Raw genomic sequence first — 19,363 nt, forward strand, 5'->3', positions numbered from 1 at the left:
CTTTTATTTCGTTTTAAAATCCACTTGGTTTTAAATGTAAACCAGTACTTTCGTCCAAACCAAAAATCAAATTCATATTTTGTATGGCTTGACCCGAAGCGCCTTTTGTTAAATTATCAATTATCGATGTAATTAAAAGCCGGTTTCCCTGTTTTTCTAAACTAATAATACATTTATTGGTTTGGATAACCTGTTTCATATTGATACTTGTTTTTGTTATGGTTACAAATGGATGATTGGTATAAAACGATTCATATTTTGCAACTATTTCGTCTAAACTTTCTTCTATACTTGTATACAGAGTAGCGAAAATTCCTCTTGTAAAATCGCCTCTATTTGGTATAAAAATCAATTCTCTTTTGTAATCGGGTTGTAACTGATTTACACTTTGGTTTATTTCGCCCAAATGTTGATGTTCAAAGGCTTTGTAATGAGACATATTATTAGCTCTCCAACTAAAATGTGTAGTTTCAGAGAGGCTCACGCCTGCACCAGTACTTCCTGTGGTAGCATTAATATGTACATCATTATTTAGTAATTTTGCTTCGGCCAATGGCAACAAAGCCAACTGAATTGCAGTGGAAAAACAACCTGGATTGGCTATAAATTGAGCATTTTTTATGTTCATTTTGTTTAATTCGGGCAAACCATAAACAAAAGTTTTGCCCTCAAAAATTTCGTCTTGTGTTAAACGAAAATCATTGCCTAAATCTATAATTTTAGTATGACTTGCAAACTGATTTTCTTTTAAAAAAGATTTAGATTTGCCATGACCCAAGCATAAAAAAACAAGATTTACATTTGGATTTACAACATTTGTAAAATACATTTCAATATCTCCCATTAGGTCAGTGTGTGCTACTGAGAGTAATTCTCCAGCATTGGTAGTGCTGTACACAAAATCGATTGTTACATTTGGGTGGTACATTAATATTCTGATGAGTTCTCCAGCCGTATAGCCAGATCCACCTATAATTCCAACTTTAATCATATTCTAAATTGTTTACCGATGAGAAAATATTTTGAGCATTCCCTAAAATTTTTATAAATCCTTTGGCATCGTCAGCTGTCCAAGCATTGTTCATTTCGCCATATTGACCAAAATTAGTATTCATTAAATCATTTTTAGATTCAATACCGTCAAGAGAAAAGTGATACGGTTTTAAAGTTACCATCACTGTCCCGTTTACCGTTTGTTGTGTGTCTTCAAGGAAAGCTTCAATATTTCGCATTACAGGATCTAAAAACTGACCTTCATGAAACAGCATTCCATACCAATTTCCGAGTTGTTCTTTCCAATACTGTTGCCATTTACCTAGAGTGTGTTTTTCCAGTAGATGATGCGCTTTTATAATAATCAACGGTGCTGCTGCTTCAAAACCAACCCTTCCTTTAATGCCAATAATGGTGTCGCCTACATGAATATCTCGGCCTATTGCATAAGCACTAGCTAGTTTTTCAAGAGTTACAATATTGTTTGAAGGTTTGTCTTTTTTATTGTTGATAGCCATTAATTCACCTTTTTCAAAAAGTAATATGACTTTTTCTTCGCCCTTTTTTTGCAATTGTGATGGATATGCTTCACTTGGTAATGATTGATGAGAAGTTAATGTCTCTTTGCCGCCTATACTTGTTCCCCACAGACCTTTATTAATAGAATATTGCGCCTTTTCCCATACATATTCCACTCCATTGGTCTGCAAGTAGGCTACTTCTTCTTGACGAGATAATTTCAAATCTCTAATTGGAGTAATAATTTCTATTTCAGGAGCAATGGTTTGAAAGATTAAATCAAAACGAATTTGGTCATTACCCGCACCTGTACTCCCATGAGCAATAGCGGTAGCTCCTATTTTTTTGGCATATTTTATAGTTTCGATAGCCTGAAAAACTCGTTCAGCACTAACTGAAAGCGGATAAGTATTGTTTTTTAAAACATTTCCGAAAATTAAATATTTAATGGCTTTATCATAATATTTATCTATGATATTCAAGGTTATGTGTTGCTTAGTTCCTAGCTTATAGGCTCTTTTTTCAATTTCTTCTAGTTCAAAATCGTTAAAACCTCCAGTGTTTACTAATACTGTGTGAACGTCATAACCTTTTTCTTCTTTCAAATATTTTAAGCAATACGATGTATCTAATCCGCCACTATAGGCTAATATCACTTTTGGAATTTTACAATTTATTGATTTCATACCTTATCTTTTTTTAAAAACAATGCTTGTTTTATTAATTTTAATCTGTTTAATACTTTTATATTGAAAGGATGCTTTGGTGGGTCTTTTGATTCTTCCATTGGATCATAAAGCATTCCAGTACATAAACACATTTTGTTTTCTTTGCTTTTCAAAATTTCATAATTGGTACAGGTTTGGCAGCCTTTCCAAAAACTTGGGTCGCTGGTTAATTCTGAAAACGGAACTGGCTTATATCCTAAATCTGAGTTTATTTTCATTACGGCTAATCCAGTTGTGATTCCAAAGACTTTTGCGTTAGGATATTTTTTTAAAGAGTAATCAAATACTTTAGATTTTATTTTTTTTGCCAAACCTAAATTTCTATAGTCTGGGTGAACAATCAATCCTGAATGCGCAACAAATTGCGCGTGTTGCCAACTTTCTATATAGCAAAAACCTGCAAATTTATCGCAGTCTAATGCAATTATAGCATCTCTATTCTGCATTTTTTTCTCTATATATTCTGGTGTTCTTTTTGCAATTCCTGTACCTCTTAACAATGCTGACGATTCTATTGTATCGCAAATTTCTTGCGCATATTTAGAATGCTTTTCATTGGCTATTTTTATAGTAATGTCCATATCAATAAATGAAGTTTAAATTAAAAAAGTAATTAACTAGTTTGGTTTTAAGCTTGTAAAACTTAATTAGACTATTCTGTGTATTGTATTTTAGCAGACAAATGAATACTAAAAACGATACAATTGGATATAGCAATCCATTGCTTGTTTGTGAGAATTTCAAAATAAAAAAAATGAGAAATGAATAAAATATAAAAGTATTATCTAAAGGCTATAATTAAGAGAGCCGTACTTCAGGAGAAGTAAATAAAGTTTCCCGTGAGGGGATTGGAGTTATATTTAGAATTGAATTATTCATAAGCACTAACTTACGATTTTAATTATATTTTATAATTCAAATTTATTTTATTTAACAAAAAATTAACATTTATAATTAAAAAAATAATATCTAAATGTTTATTGAAGTTTTTTAAAAGCCCAAACACATTCATAATTGCCAAGATTTTCTTTAAAAAAGATAAAAGGAATATAATTGATTAGCAAACAAACATAATAAGTCAAACGTACTCCAATAATATTCATAGCGAAATAAAATTTCTCGTATTTTCTATGAATGAATATTTAGAAATAAGCAATCAGGATTAATCCAACACCAAAGGTTCCAATGATATCATTATAGTCATTTGAAAAATTGGACTTACAAATAACAAACGCCATTCATTCTTTTATTCTTGTAGAGTGCATCTGAACTAAAAGCCATTTATTTTTAATTTTTTCAAGGACAATACTTTCCAGCCACTTAATTTCTCTTTTACTATTGTCTGTTAAATTAGTAATATAAGCCGTGTTGTGATAACTCGCCCAAGCTAAATTTTTTCTGAAGTTGAACTTGATAAATTTAAATTTGTTAGTTCGTTCCCAATTTTTAGGACTACTTTGAACTTTTTTTACATAACCTTTGATGTTGTCGATATTCCAAACTTCTCCAACTTCATAGAGTTCGAATGTAGGAACACAATTTCTATCAAAATATTTCATATCAGGATTAGTGAAAACTTCAAAGAAATCTGTAAGAGTTTTTTTGATTTCTAAAGTATCCTTGGCTCGATTTTGAGAAAAACTATTTATGGTTAATAACAAAAACAGGAGTGTGATTTTTAATGTTTTCATTTGTTTTGTTTTAGGGAATTAATAAAATTTTGCTCGAACTATCACCACTTTCTAAATATTCGTGTGCTTTTATTCCATCAGATAATTTGAATTTTACAGGTTCTGCAATAACAATATCGCCATTTAAAATCCAATTGAACAATTGTTTGGAACGATTAATTCTTTGTTCGTGCGAATTGATATAACTCCACAAATCGCCACCAGTCAGGGTTTTGCTCGTGTCCATCAACATTCTTGGATCAATGTGCGTTGGATCGCCACCACTCATTCCATAAAAAACTACCGTACCACATTCTTTGGTAACTTCAAAACTATCCATTAAAGTCGAGCCAACACTATCAAAAACGACATCAACACCTTTATTATTTGTGATTTCCATTACTTTTTGCTTCCAATTTTCGTTTAACGGAATGGCAAAATCGGCTTTGTTGTCAGTGATTATTTTTAGTTTGCTTACATTTCTAGACAATCCAATCACTTTTGCATCTTTCATTTTGCAAATTTGAGCCAGAATTTGCCCAACGCCACCAGAAGCCGCGTGAATTAAAACCACATCATTTTTTTTGACTTGAAAACTATCTGTCGATAAATACTGTGCTGTCAATCCTTGTAGCAAAACTGATGCGGCCAAGTCAAAACTAATGTTTTTTGTAAGCGGAATAATGTGTGCTTCAGGAACAATTACAAATTCGGCATTAGCAAACGGAACATCTGTAAAAGCAACACGATCGCCAATTTTTATATTTGAAACAGTAGATTCTGCAACAATTCCTGCACCTTCGTAACCAGCAAGATAAGGCGGATTTCCTTTCAAGTGATAATTTCCTTTTCGTCTATAAATATCAGCATAATTCAATCCGATGGATTCCATTTTTACCAAAATTTCATTATTTGAAATTTTAGGTTTTGGAATTTCAATATATTCTAATACTTCGGGCGAACCGAATTTTGAAAAAGTAAGTGCTTTCATAGTAAGGTTAAGTATTAATTTTTTTCTTGATTCTTCGCTCTATTTTCTTAACACCTTCATCAAAACACTAAAAGCACCACGAATAAAACTCGCACTTGTTACCACTTTCAAAACCGATTTCCCAACAACTGATGCTGTACTTGGTTCTTTACTAGCTTGTTTTTCTTCTTCTTTTTCAGCAACTTCGGCAGAAATGTCTTCAATTTTTTTGGTTAGTAATTCGTAAGCACTGTCTCTATCTATTTCTTCGGCATATTTTTTTACTAATTTTGAGTTTGCATTTATTTCATCAATTTCGGTTTGAGTCAAAATATCCATTCTGCTTTCTGGAGCACGCATCATAGTCGCAGCAAGTGGCGTCGGAATTCCTTTTTCGTTCAACGCTGTTACTAATGCTTCTCCAATTCCTAACGAAGTTAACAATTCTTCGGTTTTATAAAATTCAGATGTCGGATAATTATCTGCCGTTTGATTAATCGCTTGTCGGTCATTTGCAGTAAATGCTCTCAAAGCGTGTTGAATTTTCAAACCCAATTGTGCCAAAACACCTTTCGGAATATCCATCGGGTTTTGAGTAATAAAGAACACACCAACGCCTTTGGATCGAATCAATTTGATGATGGTTTCAATTTGATCTAACAACGTTTTACTTGCTTCATTAAATATAAGATGTGCTTCGTCAATAAAAATAACCAATTCTGGCTGATCCAAATCCCCTTTTTCTGGCATTTGCTGATAAATTTCGGCTAATAAATTTAGCATAAAAGTCGAAAACAATTTGGGTTTATCCTGAATATCGGTCAATCGTACTATATTAATGTAGGCCATCCCATTCTCGTCAATCCGCATTAAATCTTCAATTTCAAACGATTTTTCTCCAAAGAAGATATCTGCACCTTGTTGTTCGAGTTCAATAATCTTCCTTAATATAGTACCTGTAGTTGCTGTAGATATTTTTCCGTAGCTTTCTTCGATTTCTTCTTTGCCTTCTTCAGTAATATAATTCATTACTTTTTTAATGTCTTTCAAATCCAGTAGAGGCATTTTATTATCGTCGCAATATTTAAAGATTACGGATATAACACCAGATTGAGTATCATTCAAATCTAAAATTCTAGAAAATAAAACAGGACCAAATTCCGAAACTGTAGCTCGCAATCGCACTCCGTTTTGTTCAGAAAGCGTCATTAATTCGGTCGAAAAACCTTTTGGTTCAAAGGGAATGTTGATTTTTGTATGTCTTTCGGTGATAAACGATTTTTCTTCACCAGGTTTTGCAATGCCCGAAAAATCACCTTTTATGTCCATCATCAAGACAGGAACACCATTTTGTGCCAGTTGTTCTGATAATACTTGGATGGTTTTCGTTTTGCCTGTTCCAGTAGCGCCAGCAATCAATCCGTGACGATTCATTGTTTTTAATGGTATTGAAACCGTAATATCTTGAGCGGTTCCATCAAGCATAGCAGCCCCAAGTTTGATGCTTGCGCCTTTTGAAGTATATCCTTGACTGATTTGTGCTATAAAATTTTCTGTTGTTGACATAAGTATATAAATAATTAGGTGCAATGTATAAATTTTGACGTAATAAAAATTCTTAAAATTAACTTAAATTTGGCTTGATTTTTGATTTATATAAAGTGGAAGCAAATTAATTGTAAAATAGTACATTAATAATTATGGGAACTTATTTTTGCATAATCGGTAAGTTTTATGAAATTTAAGAGAATATAATTCAATTAAGCTATTGTAAATAAACCATTTAATAATAAATCAGCATTGTATAAGAGTTGTCACCGTAAGTGCTCATAAAAATTAAGTACTTATAAAAATCAAAAAAAGTTTTTTTATTACAACTAAAAAATTAAATTTGCTGTCAATCTAATTTAAGTTAATTAAAAATTATAACATTTAAAATTTAAAAAAATGGCAAACGCAGTAAAGGTAGCTAAAAAAGAAAACGATGGTAAAGGTGGTGGAATGATAACAGGAATTATCATTGTTGGATGTCTAATACTAGGATTCATTATTTGGAAATTCATAATGGGTGCTGGTGCTAATTTTGAAGGTGGAGTGAATACAGGAGAGCCGCTTCCAAATAATTATTTAGCAATGGTTTACAAGGGTGGTCCAATCGTACCTATATTATTAGGATGTCTTCTAATGGTGGTTGTTTTTTCGATCGAGCGTTTTTTAGTAATTTCTAAATCTGCTGGAAAAGGAAATTTAGATGCTTTTATGACTAAAGTACAAGCCAGTGTAAAAGGTGGAGATATTGATGGTGCTATTGCTGCTTGCGACAAACAAAAAGGGTCTGTTGCTAATGTAATAAAATCAGGTCTTGTAAAATATCAAGCGGTTAAAGAAGAAGGTTTTACTAGTGAAGAAGCTACAGAAACGATTCAAAAAGAAATTGAAGAAGCAACTTCTCTTGAAATGCCAATGTTAGAGAAAAATTTAACTATTATTTCTACAATGGTTTCATTAGGAACTCTTGCAGGTTTGCTGGGAACGGTAACGGGTATGATTAAAGCGTTTGGTGCATTATCAGCAGGAACACCAGATCAAGGTGCTTTAGCAAGTGGTATTTCTGAAGCGTTAATTAATACAGCTACAGGAATTTCTACATCTGCATTAGCAATTATTATGTACAACTTTTTTACTTCAAAAATTGATACATTAACGTATTCAATCGACGAAGCGGGATCTACAATTGTAAATACATACAGACGTTTCAGAGGAAGTTTAAAAAACTAATTTAAGTTAATAATATTTTTAAAGACCTAAAATTATACGTTTTAGGTCTTTAGATTATAAAAATAAGATAAATGGCTAAAGTTAAAATGAGCAAAAATGCAGCGTCTATTGATATGACTGCAATGTGTGATGTAGCTTTTCTTTTGCTTACGTTTTTTATTCTAACAGCAACAGCAAAGCAACCTGAGCCACTTCCTGTAGATACCCCATCATCAACAGTGCAAACAAAATTGCCTGAAAAAGATTTGGCAATGATTACAGTAGGTCAAAGTGGAACAGTATTTTTTGGAGTTGTTGGTCCAGAAGTTAGAAAGCGTACATTAGAGTTAGTTTCAGAAAAAATGAAGATTTCTTTCACAGATGAGGAAAAATATAAGTTTAGTTTGATGGAAAATTTTGGTGTGCCAATTTATCAATTAAAAGGCTTATTGAAATTGAAATCTGCTGAGAGGAATGTTAATGGTTTGCAAAGAGGGATTCCTCATGATTCATTAGACAACCAATTGAAAGAATGGATTTTTGCGGCAAGAACTGCTAATGCAGAATTGCACGAAAAACAATTGAACTTCGCTATCAAAGGTGATGCTAAGGAAGAGTATCCAGAAATTAAAAAAGTAATGGATATTTTGCAAGATCAGAAAGTAAACAAATTCAATTTGGTTACAGGTCTTAGAAGTGATAATTTTTAATATAAAAAAATAAAACCATGGCAGAATTAAATACCGGCGACGGTGGAGGTGGTAAAGGCAAAAAAGTAAGAAGTAAAAAATCTAATTCAAAAGTGGATTTAACTGCAATGGTGGATTTGGCATTCCTTCTTATTACGTTCTTTATGCTAACCACATCGTTGTCAAAACCGCAATCTATGGATTTGCCAATGCCTGATAAAGATACTAATATACCTCCGATTCTTATTGCTGATGCAAGAACGATGACAGTGTTGTTAGGTCCTGATAATAAAGTTAAAATGTATATGGGACAGTTTGCTTCTCCTTTAGAAGAGGTAAAAGACGTTGCCTTTGGAAAAGAAGGATTGCGCAGAGATATTCTTGCTAAATTGAAATCAGTGCCTATAACAATGGGTGATCCAAAAAAAGGTTTGATTGTGCTTATTAAAGCAGATAAAAAATCTAATTACAAGAATTTGGTGGATATGTTAGATGAAATAGCACTTACAAGAGTGCCAACCTATGCAATTGTTGATATAACCAAAGAGGAAGAAAAATTGTTTGTTGAATAAGATGCAATCTTTACTGTCAAACTAAATAAAAATTATTATGAAATTAGATATTTTTAAATCGAAATGGATTGATATGGTTTTCGAAAATCGTAATAAAAGTTACGGTGCTTACGAATTGCGTAAAGAAAATCCTAAAACAACCATAAAAGCATTGCTTGTTGGAGGTACTGTATTCGCTGCTTTAATGGCATTGCCACTTCTTGATCTTAGTGGGCTGTCCAAAGCAGATGAAGAAAAAGTGACTTTGGTCGATATGGCAAATATTGCTGAACCACCACCACCACCGCCGCCAGCAGTTCCGCCACCGCCGCCGCCGCCGCCAGCGCCGAAAATTGACGAAGTAAAATTTGTGAAGCCTAAAGTTGTCGAGAAAGAAAAGGTTGTAGAAGAAATTAAAACAATCGAAGAATTAAAAGACAAAAACGTTGGAGCAAAAGATATTAAAGGTCGTGATGATGGTAAATTAGTAGTTGATATTCCTTCAGGTGATGGGGATAATAATGCAAAAATTGTTGATGATACAAATATTTACAACTCGGCTGGTATTGAAGTAAAACCAGAATACCCAGGAGGTATTGCTAAGTTCTATAAATATGTTTCTGATAAATTCAAATATCCAGATGATGTTGAAGAACTGAAAGGAAAAATTTTTGTGGAATTTGTTGTTGAAAAAGACGGAAGTTTGACAGATATTAAAGTGCTTCGTGATGTAGGTCACGGAACTGGAGCTGAAGCAATACGTTTGTTGAAAACAGTTCCTAAATGGAAACCAGGCGTTATGAATGGTAAAAATGTACGTGTGCGTTACAGTTTGCCAATAACTATTGATATCAAATCTGAATAATGAACAATTTTAGTTCAAATAATACCTCGAAGAAATCGCTCAAAGAGCGATTTCTTCTTGTTATAGGCATTTTGTTTTTTATGCTATATTTCTCTTTCGGTTTGGCCGTTATTTTTTGGAAAGAATTACCTTTGTCAATGTCTCAAACGTACCGAAATTTATTTGGAGTGCTTATAATTGGCTACGCTTTTTTGCGTTTTATTCGTTTCTTTCAAAAATCATAATCAAATGAAAAAAAAGAGTTTATTTCTTATTGTAATTATAGCTTTAGTCATTTTTTATTCTTGCAATGATAAAAAAGAGAAAAAGCAAACTATTTTAGTAGGTCAAGCTACCATACTTGTTGATGAAACTCTATTGCAAATTGTGCAAGATCAAGTTGATGTTTTTGAGAATCAATATGATGCTAAAATTACATTAGTACCTAAATCAGAATCTGAGATTGTTCAAATGCTTGTACAAAATAAACAGCAACTTGCTATTCTTACTAGAGAGTTGACTAAAGTTGAAGCACAAGGGTTTGAAAACAAAAATATAAAACCAAGGGTAACTCCATTTGCAACTGATGCAATTGCTTTTATTGTACATAAAAGCAATAAAGATACCCTTGTGAGCGTTGAAGATATTGTAAATTTTGTTCAAGGAAAAAAACAAAACAAATGTAAAGGATTGGTTTTTGATAATCCAAATTCAAGTACTGTGCGTTACATTAAAGAAGTAGCAAAGTTAAAAGACTTGCCAAAAGAAAATATTTTTTCGTTTAAAACAAATAATGAAGTAATTCAATTTATTTCAAAAAATGAAGGTATGATTGGGGTAGTTGGGGTCAACTGGTTGTATCAACCCAACCCAGATATGATGGAAGTAGTTAAAGCTGTTAATGTGTTAGGTGTCAAATCGCTAAATGGAAATAATTATATAAAACCCAATCAAGACAATATGGCTAGCGGGAATTATCCATTGACTCGCGAAATTAAAATGTTAAATTATCAAGGATTTAAAGGTTTAGGCATGGGATTTGCTTCCTTTATGGCAGGAGATATAGGACAACGAATTGTTTTGAAATCTGGACTTGTTCCAGTAAAAATGCCAAATCGAAATATTACAATCCAAAAAGAAATTAAAAATAAATAAATACAAGTAAAATGAATAAAGTTAAGTTTTTAAGTATAGCTCTAGTTGCATTTGGCTTTACTACTTATGCACAAGAAATCGAATTGGCTAAAAAAGCTATTGATGCGGAAAAATTTGAGAATGCAAAAGCCATTTTAAGAGCTGCTTTTAAAGCCAAACCAGACAATGGAAAGTTAGCCTTTTTGCTAGGTAATGTCTATTTGAAGCAGAATCAAGCAGATTCCGCAAAATTTAGTTTCCTTAGAGGAGTTGCAGCAAAAGAAAATGCAAATTTCAATTATATTGGTCTGGGTCAAATGGATCTAGACAATGGTAATGTGCAAGCGGCTCAATTTAATTTTGATCAAGCGGTTAAAGATATTAAGAAGAAAGACATCGAACAATTTATATATATTGGAAAAGCCTTTACTCAATCTGAAAAGCCAGATTACAAAAAAGCAATTTTGAATTTAACAAAAGCTAAAACTATTAATCCTAATGATCCTCAAACGCTATTGGCACTTGGTGATGCGTATTATTTAGATAAAAATCAGAATGAAGCTTATGCAGCATACAGAAATGCATTTGATGCTGATCCAACTCTTGTGCGTGCCAAAGTTCAATTAGGTGTTTTGCTTAAAGAAGCTAAAGCGTATGCCGAAGCAAAAGAAGCATTTGATGGAGTTGTAGCTATTAACCCAAATTTTGGACCAGCCTATCGTGAGTTAGCTGAAACCTACAATAGATGGGCAAATAGCGACAAAGATAAGTACAAGGAATATACGGCAAAATCACTTGGGTATTATGAAAAATACATGAGTCTTACAGATTATTCATTAGCTTCCCGTATGCGTCACGCTGACTTTTTAATTATAAACAAAGATTACAAAGCGCTTGAGAAAGAAGCTTTGGAAATGAAAAAATTAGACAATGTTAATCCAAAAATTTTACGTTATTTAGGGTATTCATCTTATGAAAACGGAAATCCAGAAGCTGCAATTGCTGCTTTAAAAGAATTTATAGAAAAACCAACAAGTAAAATTATTGGTCGTGATTATTTGTTTATGGGATTAGCACAAATTAAAATTGCTACTCCAGCGGCAGTTGGTGAGGCAAAACCAGTTATTAACGAAGCGATGTTTATGTCAGGGGTTGAAAACCTTCGTAAAGCTGTAGATATTGACAAGCCAATGGCTAATGAATTGAATGAAATAGGGAAAAAATATTTTGATCAAAAATTGTACAAATATGCTGCGGCTATTTATGAAGTTGCAACATCAAATCCAAATTCAAAAAATTATTTGTATGATAACTTTTTCTTAGGATATGCTCATTATTTTGATAATTCAGATAAAGAGGCAAAAGCGGTTGATGTAGTAGCATTGCAAAAAGCTGATAAAGCTTTTGAAAATGTAACTGTTGCTGTGCCAACTACACAAGAAGCTCATATTTATAGAGCAAGAGTAAACGCTTTGTTTCCTGAAACTCCCGCTTCTCAAGAGCAAATGGCTAAAAGTTATGAAGAATATACAAAAGTAGTGACTGCAAAAGGGGATGCTGAATTAGCAAAACCTGCAAACAAAACTAAGTTGATTGAAGCATATTATAATTTAGCAAAACATTTTGGTAAGAAAGACAAAGTAAAGGCAAACGATTTTATTGCAAAAGCAATTTTAATTGATCCAGCTGATGCTGATTTAGTTAATCTTCAAAAGACTTTAAAATAAGAGTATAAAGTTCTAATTCAAGATCTAACCACCTCGTAAAAGAGGTGGTTTTTTTATTCATATATTTTTTAAAGTTACTTTCCAATCATTTTTCATAATTAAAGTATTCTCAAAATTCTCTAATTGACTATCTTTGCAGACAATTTAATTAAGAAATGCTTACAAAAGAAATACAAATAGCTGTCGAAAAAGGTGAAATGCTGCCATTAATGGAGGAGTTTTACACCATTCAAGGCGAAGGATATCATACGGGAACAGCGGCTTACTTTATTAGAATAGGTGGTTGTGATGTAGGTTGTCATTGGTGTGATGTTAAAGAAAGTTGGAACGCAGCTTTGCATCCGCCAACTAATACAGACATCATCGTTGAAAACGCAAAAAAATATGCCGAAACTATTGTTGTTACTGGGGGAGAGCCACTTACTTGGGACATGACAAAGTTAACCCAGAAACTAAAACAGGAAAACCTTAAAGTTCATATTGAAACATCAGGAGCTTATCCTATAACTGGACAATGGGATTGGTTTTGCCTGTCTCCCAAAAAAAATAAGTTGCCAGTTCCCGAAGCTTATGAAATAGCTGATGAACTCAAAGTAATTATATACAATAGACATGATTTTATTTTTGCAGAAGAACAAGCATCAAAAATAAATCAAAAAGCAATTCTTTTTTTGCAACCTGAATGGAGTAAGAAAGAAGAAATGACTTCGCTTATTGTAGATTATGTAATGAAAAATCCAAAATGGAGAGTTTCTCTTCAAACGCATAAGTATTTAAACATACCTTAATTGTTTTTGCTAATAATTTTTAATGAATAAAATAGGTAATTACTTATTTTTTATCTGTTTGTCGATTAAATTCGTTTTTAAAAGTAAAATTTTTAAAATATTTTTCGAATGAATTTTTTAATTAAAAATGATTTTTTGGGATTAATATTTAATTTTTTTTAAAGAAAGCAATACGAAACTTATGATTGTTTAATAAATCTCTAAATTAGAACTAAACTGTTAGTTAACAATTGTTGATTTTTTTAGATAAATATTTGGAAAGTTGAATTTTTGCAATATATTTACTGACTGTTTTTTGTTATATTTTCAAATTAAAATTAATTATACTATTAATTTTTAGATGTTTACAGAATAAAATTATGGCACATTATTTGAATACATATTAATAATTTAAATTAAGAAATTATGAAAAAAAATATTCTAATTGCATTTCTATTGTTTTTTGCGCAAATTATACATGCTCAAGCGCCAATTAGTGTTGTCAAAAGTCCGCCTATTGCTTATGATATAGTTGATGTTCAGCCAGAATATCCTGGTGGCAACAATGAATTTATGAGATACATAGGAAAAAATTATATAACTCCTGAAGTAGAAGGTTTGTCTGGTATTTTGAAAGTTAGTTTTGTTATCGAAGTAAGCGGAAAAATTGGAGATATAAAAATCATCAAAGATTTAGGCTCTGGAACTTCGGAAGAGGCTATTCGCGTAATATCTAAATCTAAACTTTGGACTCCTGGTCAACACGAAGGAAACCCCGTTCGTGTACTATTTACTTTACCAATTACAGTTGCAAGTTATTAAAATAGAGCCTTATCAAACTAACAAACAAACAATATGTTAATGTTAACGTATTGTTTTTTTGTTTACAGTTATAGTTATGCTTAATAATTTTACTACAGCAAAACTGTCATTTTAATTCCATAAATAAAATCTTATTGATTTACAATCAATATATTAATTGTATTTAATAGTGTAAATTGAATTCATTTTTTCGATATTAAGTCTAGGTTTTGTTGGTTTTAAAATTTAAAATATAAAAAATTATGGATAAAAAACGATTTTCTACAGTGTTTCTTTTGCTTTTGTTTTTTCAAGTTGGTTACTCACAAGCGGATGTTTTTGATTACAATACGATAGCAATAAAACCTCAATTTCCAGGGGGTATAAGCGAGTTTATGAAATTTGTAATTACGAATTATCAAATTCCTGAAGAGGATGATGTGGTTACGGGAGTTTTAGAAGTAGCTATCATTATTGATAGCAAAGGAAAAGTGACTAAAACGACAATTATTCAGGACGTTGGTAACGCTGGAAATGAAGTTAAACGTATTTTAAGTAATTGTCCAAAATGGATTCCGGGTAAACAAGATGGAATTGATGTAGCTACGAGATATACATTTCCTGTGACAATTAAATGATGTAATAAATTGTATATTAGTCTTTTTTAAATGTTTTCAAATGAAAATACATACGTTTTTATATTTTGTTTTTTTTCTACAATTTAATTGTATTGCCCAAGTAAAAACTAATCAGGAATATGTAACTGAATTCCCTCCAGTAAGTGCAGCCGATGAAATGTATAATATGAGTGAAATAGAAGTGCTTCCTGAATTTGAAGGAGGTATTAAAGCATTTTATAAATATATTGCTAATAATTATAGATATCCCAATGTAGAAAGCTTAAAAGGAAGGGTGTATGTTGAGTTTGTTATTGAAAAAGATGGTAGTTTAGCCGATATGAAGATAATAAGAGACGTTGGGTTTGGTACAGGTGAGGAAGCGATACGGGTTTTGCAAAATTGCCCTAAATGGAAGCCTGGCTTTTTTAAAGGAATGCCAGTTAGAGTTAGATATACATTGCCAATAAATATTAGTTTCTAAATAAAGCAATTAGTAAAGTCTTGCCAAATAATCATAATGTTCACCCTCCATAACCAATTCACATTGTAAATCATTAGCAATTGCCGCATTTTGCAAAGTGTTGTAGTCTAAATACAACCACGGAAAAGTAGCTTCTTTTTCGTTTTTATAAGAAATAGTAAAAGTGAGTTCGCCATAATAACCATTACTAGGAATCCATTTTCCTCCATCACTATCGTCGTCAAACATATAAATAATATCAGAGGAATCTATTAGAATTTGACCGTCAGGGTTCAATAACGATTTTAATTTTTGTAAATATTTAGAAGTTTCAGCTAGAGTTCCAAAAATCCCTGTTCCGTTCATTAATAAAATAATGGTGTCAAATTTTTCGTTTTTTAAATCTAAAACATTCTGAACACGCGCCTCTTTTAAACCTCGAAGGTGACAAGCTTCAATCGCTTTTTCAGAAATATCAATAGAAACCACTTCCAAATTTTTCTCGTTTTGAAGATACAACGAATGACTTCCAGCACCACAACCCACATCAAGGACTTTGCCTTTGGCAAGCTTCAAAGCTTTTTGTTCTAGATATGGCATTTCATTAAAAGTTCTAAATAAGTAAGAAACACTCATTTCATCGGCTTCAGAGATAGAGGTTTCGGTAATAATATCTTCTGGAGAATTATTGGTTTGATAATCTAATATGGCTTTTCCGAAAAGGTCTTTCATTTTTAATTTTATCTGTTGATTTGGTAATTTGTTGATTTGTTTTCTATAATTTTGCAATTCATTTATCAAATAAGTAAATTGACAAACCCGCCATTACATAGTCTAGAAAAAGAAGCCAAAGATAAGCATATCGAAAACAAAAAGTATTTTGTGAAGCTAAAAAATAAGCCGCCCAAAAACTTGGATTACATAATGCAAGATTTGCACGATAGCGAATTCAAAAAAACCAACTGTTTGGACTGTGCCAATTGTTGTAAAACTACTGGGCCACTTTTTACAGATGCCGACATTGAAAGGATTTCGAAGCATTTGCGACAAAAACCACAACAGTTTATAAATCAATATTTGCGAATGGACGAAGACCAAGATTATGTCTTACAAACCGTTCCGTGTAATTTTCTGGACCAAGACAATGCTTGTTTTATATATGACGTTCGCCCGAAAGCGTGTCGTGAATTTCCGCACACTGACAGAAAAAAATTCAATCAAATTACCGATTTGACTTTGAAGAATGTTGCCATTTGCCCAGCAGCATTTAATATTGTCGAGAAAATGAAGTTGAAAATGCCTTTGTAATTAAATAAATTCTACAAATTACAACGGATTTAATTCGTATTAATTTGTAAAATTCGTGATAGAATCAATTAAAGTATTTGTTAGGTTTAATAAATCAGATATTTTGTTCTCATTTTTTTAAAATCAGCCAAACCTTTTTCCCAACTTTTTCTAATCTCAGTTTCAGAAATTCCAGATTCGATTTGTTGCTGCAATTTTTTGGTTCCAGCCAATTTTGTGAAAAAAGCATTAAAAAATTTAGATTTATCCGAAGTGGTTTGATACGCAGTAATCAACCATTTTAATTCCAATTTGCTTACTTTTTCAATTTTAGTCAAATCTTCGCCGTGACACAAAATGTTTTTATGGGTAGGTTCTTTGGCGCCAAAATTTGGAATAGGAGTGAAGCTAAAATCATTTTTTGGTAAAAACGGCGAGCCATAAATTTGAAATTGTTTTTCCGTTCCTCGCCCAACACTCACATTCGTGCCCTCAAACAAGCACAAGCTTGCATATAAGTTAATGGCTTGGTCGTTTGGTAAGTTAGGCGATGGTTTTACAGGCAATGAATAGTTCAGGTCTCGAGTATATTTCAAACACGGAATCACCGTCAATTTGCATTGCACTCCTTTTTTCAACCATTTTTCGCCATTAATCATCTTTGCATATTCCCCAATTGTCATTCCGTGAAGTAACGGAATTGAGTGCATTCCTACAAAACTCGTAAAATCTTTTTCTAAAATTGGACCATCAATAATCTTTATATTTGGGTTTGGTCTGTCTAAAACCAAGAATTCAATATTATTTTCGGCACAAGCTTCCATCACATAATGCAAAGACGATATATAAGTGTAAAACCGAGCACCAACATCTTGCAAATCAAAAACCAGAATGTCAATATCTTTCAATTGTTCGGCTTTTGGTTTTTTGTTATCACCATACAGCGATATAATTGGTAATCCAGTTTTAGTGTCTTTTCCATCTTTTATCGATTCGCCAGCATCCGCTGTGCCACGAAAACCATGTTCAGGAGCGAATATTTTTTGTACATTTATTTTGTTTTCTATAAAATAATCCACAACCGATACTTGTTTAATCTCAATTCCTTTATCACTTCCAGTAGTAGTGTTGTTTTTTATTTCAACAAATTTTTTAAATTTAATTACTCCTGTTTGATTGGTAACAATACCAACTTTTTTATTCTTCAACAAAGGAAAATAGGCAGAAAAGTTCTCTGCACCAGTTAGAATATCTTCTAACAAAACAGCTTCGTTTTCAATTCTTTCATCTTGCCCATTTCCTATTACTTCTTGCTTCTCACCTCTTGCTTCTTGCTTCTTTCCTCTTTCCTCTTTCCCTTTGACCGAACTTCCACAAGAAAAAACAACCATCAAAAGGAATAAAAACGTATTTTTGAACATTGAATTGTAAAACATAAACATTGAATTTAGAATATTTTATAGCATCTCGATTAACCAAGGCCAAAGACCATAAAAGTAGTATATCTGCGCCAATAATAAAAATTGCAATTTCAGCCATCGCCATCGGAATGATAATGATGATAGTCTCCATTGCCACAGGAATAGGGTTAAAGCAAAAAATACGTCAAAAAGTAGCCGCATTCAACGGACACATCCTCATTTCCAACTTTGACAACAACCAGTCGCAAGTTAGTTTACAGCCCGTTTCCACCAATCAGGATTTCTATCCAAAATTCAAAAACGTACAAGGCATTCAGCACATTCAAGCCGTAGCCAGCAAAGCAGGAATAATCCGAACCGAAAAAGCATTCGAAGGCATCGTCTTCAAAGGAGTAGGCAAAGATTATTTGTGGAACAATTTGCAAGAATATTTAGTTCAAGGCAAAATCCCAAAGCTAAACTCAAACCTAAATCCCGAAATTATAATATCCGAATACCTAGCAAACCGACTTCAACTTAAGCTCAACGACAATTGCAACACCTTCTTTATGAAGCAAGATGGGAGTCAATTGCCAAATCTTCGAGTATTCAAAATAGTAGGAATATACAATTCCGGATTTCAGGAATTTGACGCTACATATATAATAGGCGATATTCGCCACATACAACGCATCAACAAATGGAAGCCAAACCAAGTCGGAGCATTCGAAGTATTCATAAACGATTTTGATCAAATCGAACAAAAAGGAGTCGAAGTCTATAACAACACCATCAACAAAGCCGATCCCACCAAAACCCTAGATACCCAAACTATAACCCAAAAATACTATTATATATTCGAGTGGCTCAAACTATTCGATTTCAATATCATTGTCATCCTCACCATAATGATACTCGTTGCCACCATCAATATGGTCGTAGCACTACTCATCCTAATCCTAGAACGCACCCAAATGATAGGAATCCTAAAATCAATAGGAGCCAACAACTGGACAGTCCGAAAAATATTCCTTTACAACGCAGCACATCTCATTACCAAAGGACTATTCTGGGGAAATCTCATAGGGATAACACTCTTGTTGATTCAAAAATACTTCAAAATCATAACACTCAACCCAGAAAACTATTACGTCAACACCGCTCCAGTCGACATAAATCTCTGGTCAATACTACTACTCAATCTCGGCACCATCACAATTTGCCTACTAGTGCTATTAATTCCCTCCTATATAATAACCAAAATTTCCCCAGTCAAAGCCATCAAGTTTTCATAATCATTTTTTCAGGGCGTGCCCTATCGTCGTTCCTCCTCAGGTCGGGTTTTTCGTTACAAGTCCTCGCACTTCCTTTGTCAGGCTGTGGGCTTTTCACTTCAATCCCTCACGCGAGGGAGATTCTAACTACATTATTATAGTATTTCAATGT

General features: G+C 32.5%; 20 protein-coding genes. 12 read left to right on the forward strand and 8 right to left on the reverse strand.

Annotation, left to right across the window (positions count from 1 at the left end; genetic code table 11):
• Positions 1-13: 13 nt before the first annotated feature.
• From argC to RMO70_RS08395, 6 genes are all read right to left on the reverse strand, one after another.
• Positions 14-991 (reverse strand): N-acetyl-gamma-glutamyl-phosphate reductase, encoded by a 978-nt coding sequence (argC, locus tag RMO70_RS08370; RefSeq protein ID WP_310555975.1) that lies wholly within the window; start codon positions 989-991, stop codon positions 14-16.
• Complete coding sequence (locus RMO70_RS08375) at positions 984-2,177, reverse strand: argininosuccinate synthase domain-containing protein (RefSeq protein ID WP_310555995.1); 1,194 nt, start codon at positions 2,175-2,177, stop codon at positions 984-986. Before RMO70_RS08375 ends, argC begins: the two co-directional genes overlap by 8 nt.
• 17 nt (positions 2,178-2,194) lie before the next feature.
• Entirely contained in the window at positions 2,195-2,821 is a 627-nt protein-coding gene (locus RMO70_RS08380; protein WP_310555976.1) for a GNAT family N-acetyltransferase, read from the reverse strand.
• Between the two features lie 657 nt (positions 2,822-3,478).
• The gene (locus tag RMO70_RS08385; RefSeq protein ID WP_310555977.1) at positions 3,479-3,931 is read right to left on the reverse strand and encodes a hypothetical protein; all 453 of its coding nucleotides are present in this window, start codon (positions 3,929-3,931) and stop codon (positions 3,479-3,481) included.
• Positions 3,932-3,941: 10 nt separating this feature from the next.
• The gene (locus RMO70_RS08390) at positions 3,942-4,901 is read right to left on the reverse strand and encodes a quinone oxidoreductase (protein WP_310555978.1); all 960 of its coding nucleotides are present in this window, start codon (positions 4,899-4,901) and stop codon (positions 3,942-3,944) included.
• A gap of 39 nt (positions 4,902-4,940) precedes the next feature.
• Entirely contained in the window at positions 4,941-6,446 is a 1,506-nt protein-coding gene (locus RMO70_RS08395; RefSeq protein WP_310555979.1) for a helicase HerA-like domain-containing protein, read from the reverse strand.
• Between the two features lie 381 nt (positions 6,447-6,827).
• On the opposite strand from RMO70_RS08395, the gene RMO70_RS08400 reads away from it, so the two are divergent.
• The 10 genes from RMO70_RS08400 to RMO70_RS08445 all read left to right on the forward strand — a co-directional run bounded on the left by RMO70_RS08400 (position 6,828) and on the right by RMO70_RS08445 (position 15,251).
• Positions 6,828-7,658 (forward strand): MotA/TolQ/ExbB proton channel family protein, encoded by an 831-nt coding sequence (locus RMO70_RS08400; RefSeq protein ID WP_310555980.1) that lies wholly within the window; start codon positions 6,828-6,830, stop codon positions 7,656-7,658.
• A 71-nt stretch (positions 7,659-7,729) separates the two neighbouring features.
• Positions 7,730-8,347 carry a biopolymer transporter ExbD gene (locus tag RMO70_RS08405; protein ID WP_310555981.1) on the forward strand — a complete coding sequence of 206 codons (618 nt, stop codon included), beginning with the start codon at positions 7,730-7,732 and terminating at the stop codon, positions 8,345-8,347.
• A gap of 17 nt (positions 8,348-8,364) precedes the next feature.
• Positions 8,365-8,898, forward strand: coding sequence for a biopolymer transporter ExbD (locus RMO70_RS08410; protein ID WP_310555982.1), 534 nt, complete (start codon positions 8,365-8,367; stop codon positions 8,896-8,898).
• A 37-nt stretch (positions 8,899-8,935) separates the two neighbouring features.
• Entirely contained in the window at positions 8,936-9,742 is an 807-nt protein-coding gene (locus RMO70_RS08415) for an energy transducer TonB (RefSeq protein ID WP_310555983.1), read from the forward strand.
• Positions 9,743-9,970: 228 nt separating this feature from the next.
• Positions 9,971-10,876 (forward strand): substrate-binding domain-containing protein, encoded by a 906-nt coding sequence (locus RMO70_RS08420; protein WP_310555984.1) that lies wholly within the window; start codon positions 9,971-9,973, stop codon positions 10,874-10,876.
• An 11-nt stretch (positions 10,877-10,887) separates the two neighbouring features.
• The gene (locus RMO70_RS08425) at positions 10,888-12,582 is read left to right on the forward strand and encodes a tetratricopeptide repeat protein (RefSeq protein WP_310555985.1); all 1,695 of its coding nucleotides are present in this window, start codon (positions 10,888-10,890) and stop codon (positions 12,580-12,582) included.
• 155 nt (positions 12,583-12,737) lie between these two features.
• A complete protein-coding gene (locus tag RMO70_RS08430; protein WP_310555986.1) occupies positions 12,738-13,370 on the forward strand; it encodes a 7-carboxy-7-deazaguanine synthase QueE in 633 nt (210 codons plus the stop codon).
• Between the two features lie 405 nt (positions 13,371-13,775).
• Positions 13,776-14,171, forward strand: a complete 396-nt coding sequence (locus tag RMO70_RS08435) for an energy transducer TonB (protein WP_310555987.1) — start codon at positions 13,776-13,778, stop codon at positions 14,169-14,171.
• A 242-nt stretch (positions 14,172-14,413) separates the two neighbouring features.
• Positions 14,414-14,788, forward strand: coding sequence for an energy transducer TonB (locus tag RMO70_RS08440; RefSeq protein WP_310555988.1), 375 nt, complete (start codon positions 14,414-14,416; stop codon positions 14,786-14,788).
• A gap of 40 nt (positions 14,789-14,828) precedes the next feature.
• Positions 14,829-15,251, forward strand: coding sequence for an energy transducer TonB (locus RMO70_RS08445; protein ID WP_310555989.1), 423 nt, complete (start codon positions 14,829-14,831; stop codon positions 15,249-15,251).
• 9 nt (positions 15,252-15,260) lie between these two features.
• On the opposite strand, the gene RMO70_RS08450 is transcribed toward RMO70_RS08445, so the two are convergent.
• Complete coding sequence (locus RMO70_RS08450; protein ID WP_310555990.1) at positions 15,261-15,962, reverse strand: class I SAM-dependent methyltransferase; 702 nt, start codon at positions 15,960-15,962, stop codon at positions 15,261-15,263.
• Between the two features lie 78 nt (positions 15,963-16,040).
• Here RMO70_RS08450 and RMO70_RS08455 point away from each other — a divergent pair, with 78 nt between their 5' ends.
• Positions 16,041-16,538, forward strand: coding sequence for a YkgJ family cysteine cluster protein (locus RMO70_RS08455; RefSeq protein WP_310555991.1), 498 nt, complete (start codon positions 16,041-16,043; stop codon positions 16,536-16,538).
• 86 nt (positions 16,539-16,624) lie between these two features.
• On the opposite strand, the gene RMO70_RS08460 is transcribed toward RMO70_RS08455, so the two are convergent.
• The gene (locus RMO70_RS08460) at positions 16,625-17,953 is read right to left on the reverse strand and encodes a DUF1343 domain-containing protein (RefSeq protein WP_310555992.1); all 1,329 of its coding nucleotides are present in this window, start codon (positions 17,951-17,953) and stop codon (positions 16,625-16,627) included.
• Positions 17,954-17,958: 5 nt separating this feature from the next.
• Here RMO70_RS08460 and RMO70_RS08465 point away from each other — a divergent pair, with 5 nt between their 5' ends.
• A complete protein-coding gene (locus RMO70_RS08465; protein ID WP_310555993.1) occupies positions 17,959-19,212 on the forward strand; it encodes an FtsX-like permease family protein in 1,254 nt (417 codons plus the stop codon).
• Positions 19,213-19,363: the final 151 nt, after the last annotated feature.

Origin of the sequence: Flavobacterium sp., assembly GCF_031422135.1 — a bacterium.
Taxonomy (GTDB): Bacteria; Bacteroidota; Bacteroidia; order Flavobacteriales; family Flavobacteriaceae; genus Flavobacterium.

Excerpts from the sequence above, each read along its gene's own strand:
- argC (WP_310555975.1), bottom strand. The coding sequence starts at position 991 with ATGATTAAAGTTGGAATTATAGGTGGATCTGGCTATACGGCTGGAGAA.
- RMO70_RS08380 (WP_310555976.1), bottom strand. The coding sequence starts at position 2,821 with ATGGACATTACTATAAAAATAGCCAATGAAAAGCATTCTAAATATGCG.
- RMO70_RS08385 (WP_310555977.1), bottom strand. The coding sequence starts at position 3,931 with ATGAAAACATTAAAAATCACACTCCTGTTTTTGTTATTAACCATAAAT.
- RMO70_RS08390 (WP_310555978.1), bottom strand. The coding sequence starts at position 4,901 with ATGAAAGCACTTACTTTTTCAAAATTCGGTTCGCCCGAAGTATTAGAA.
- RMO70_RS08395 (WP_310555979.1), bottom strand. The coding sequence starts at position 6,446 with ATGTCAACAACAGAAAATTTTATAGCACAAATCAGTCAAGGATATACT.
- RMO70_RS08400 (WP_310555980.1), top strand. The coding sequence starts at position 6,828 with ATGGCAAACGCAGTAAAGGTAGCTAAAAAAGAAAACGATGGTAAAGGT.
- RMO70_RS08405 (WP_310555981.1), top strand. The coding sequence starts at position 7,730 with ATGGCTAAAGTTAAAATGAGCAAAAATGCAGCGTCTATTGATATGACT.
- RMO70_RS08410 (WP_310555982.1), top strand. The coding sequence starts at position 8,365 with ATGGCAGAATTAAATACCGGCGACGGTGGAGGTGGTAAAGGCAAAAAA.
- RMO70_RS08415 (WP_310555983.1), top strand. The coding sequence starts at position 8,936 with ATGAAATTAGATATTTTTAAATCGAAATGGATTGATATGGTTTTCGAA.
- RMO70_RS08420 (WP_310555984.1), top strand. The coding sequence starts at position 9,971 with ATGAAAAAAAAGAGTTTATTTCTTATTGTAATTATAGCTTTAGTCATT.
- RMO70_RS08425 (WP_310555985.1), top strand. The coding sequence starts at position 10,888 with ATGAATAAAGTTAAGTTTTTAAGTATAGCTCTAGTTGCATTTGGCTTT.
- RMO70_RS08430 (WP_310555986.1), top strand. The coding sequence starts at position 12,738 with ATGCTTACAAAAGAAATACAAATAGCTGTCGAAAAAGGTGAAATGCTG.
- RMO70_RS08435 (WP_310555987.1), top strand. The coding sequence starts at position 13,776 with ATGAAAAAAAATATTCTAATTGCATTTCTATTGTTTTTTGCGCAAATT.
- RMO70_RS08440 (WP_310555988.1), top strand. The coding sequence starts at position 14,414 with ATGGATAAAAAACGATTTTCTACAGTGTTTCTTTTGCTTTTGTTTTTT.
- RMO70_RS08445 (WP_310555989.1), top strand. The coding sequence starts at position 14,829 with ATGAAAATACATACGTTTTTATATTTTGTTTTTTTTCTACAATTTAAT.
- RMO70_RS08450 (WP_310555990.1), bottom strand. The coding sequence starts at position 15,962 with ATGAAAGACCTTTTCGGAAAAGCCATATTAGATTATCAAACCAATAAT.
- RMO70_RS08460 (WP_310555992.1), bottom strand. The coding sequence starts at position 17,953 with ATGTTTTACAATTCAATGTTCAAAAATACGTTTTTATTCCTTTTGATG.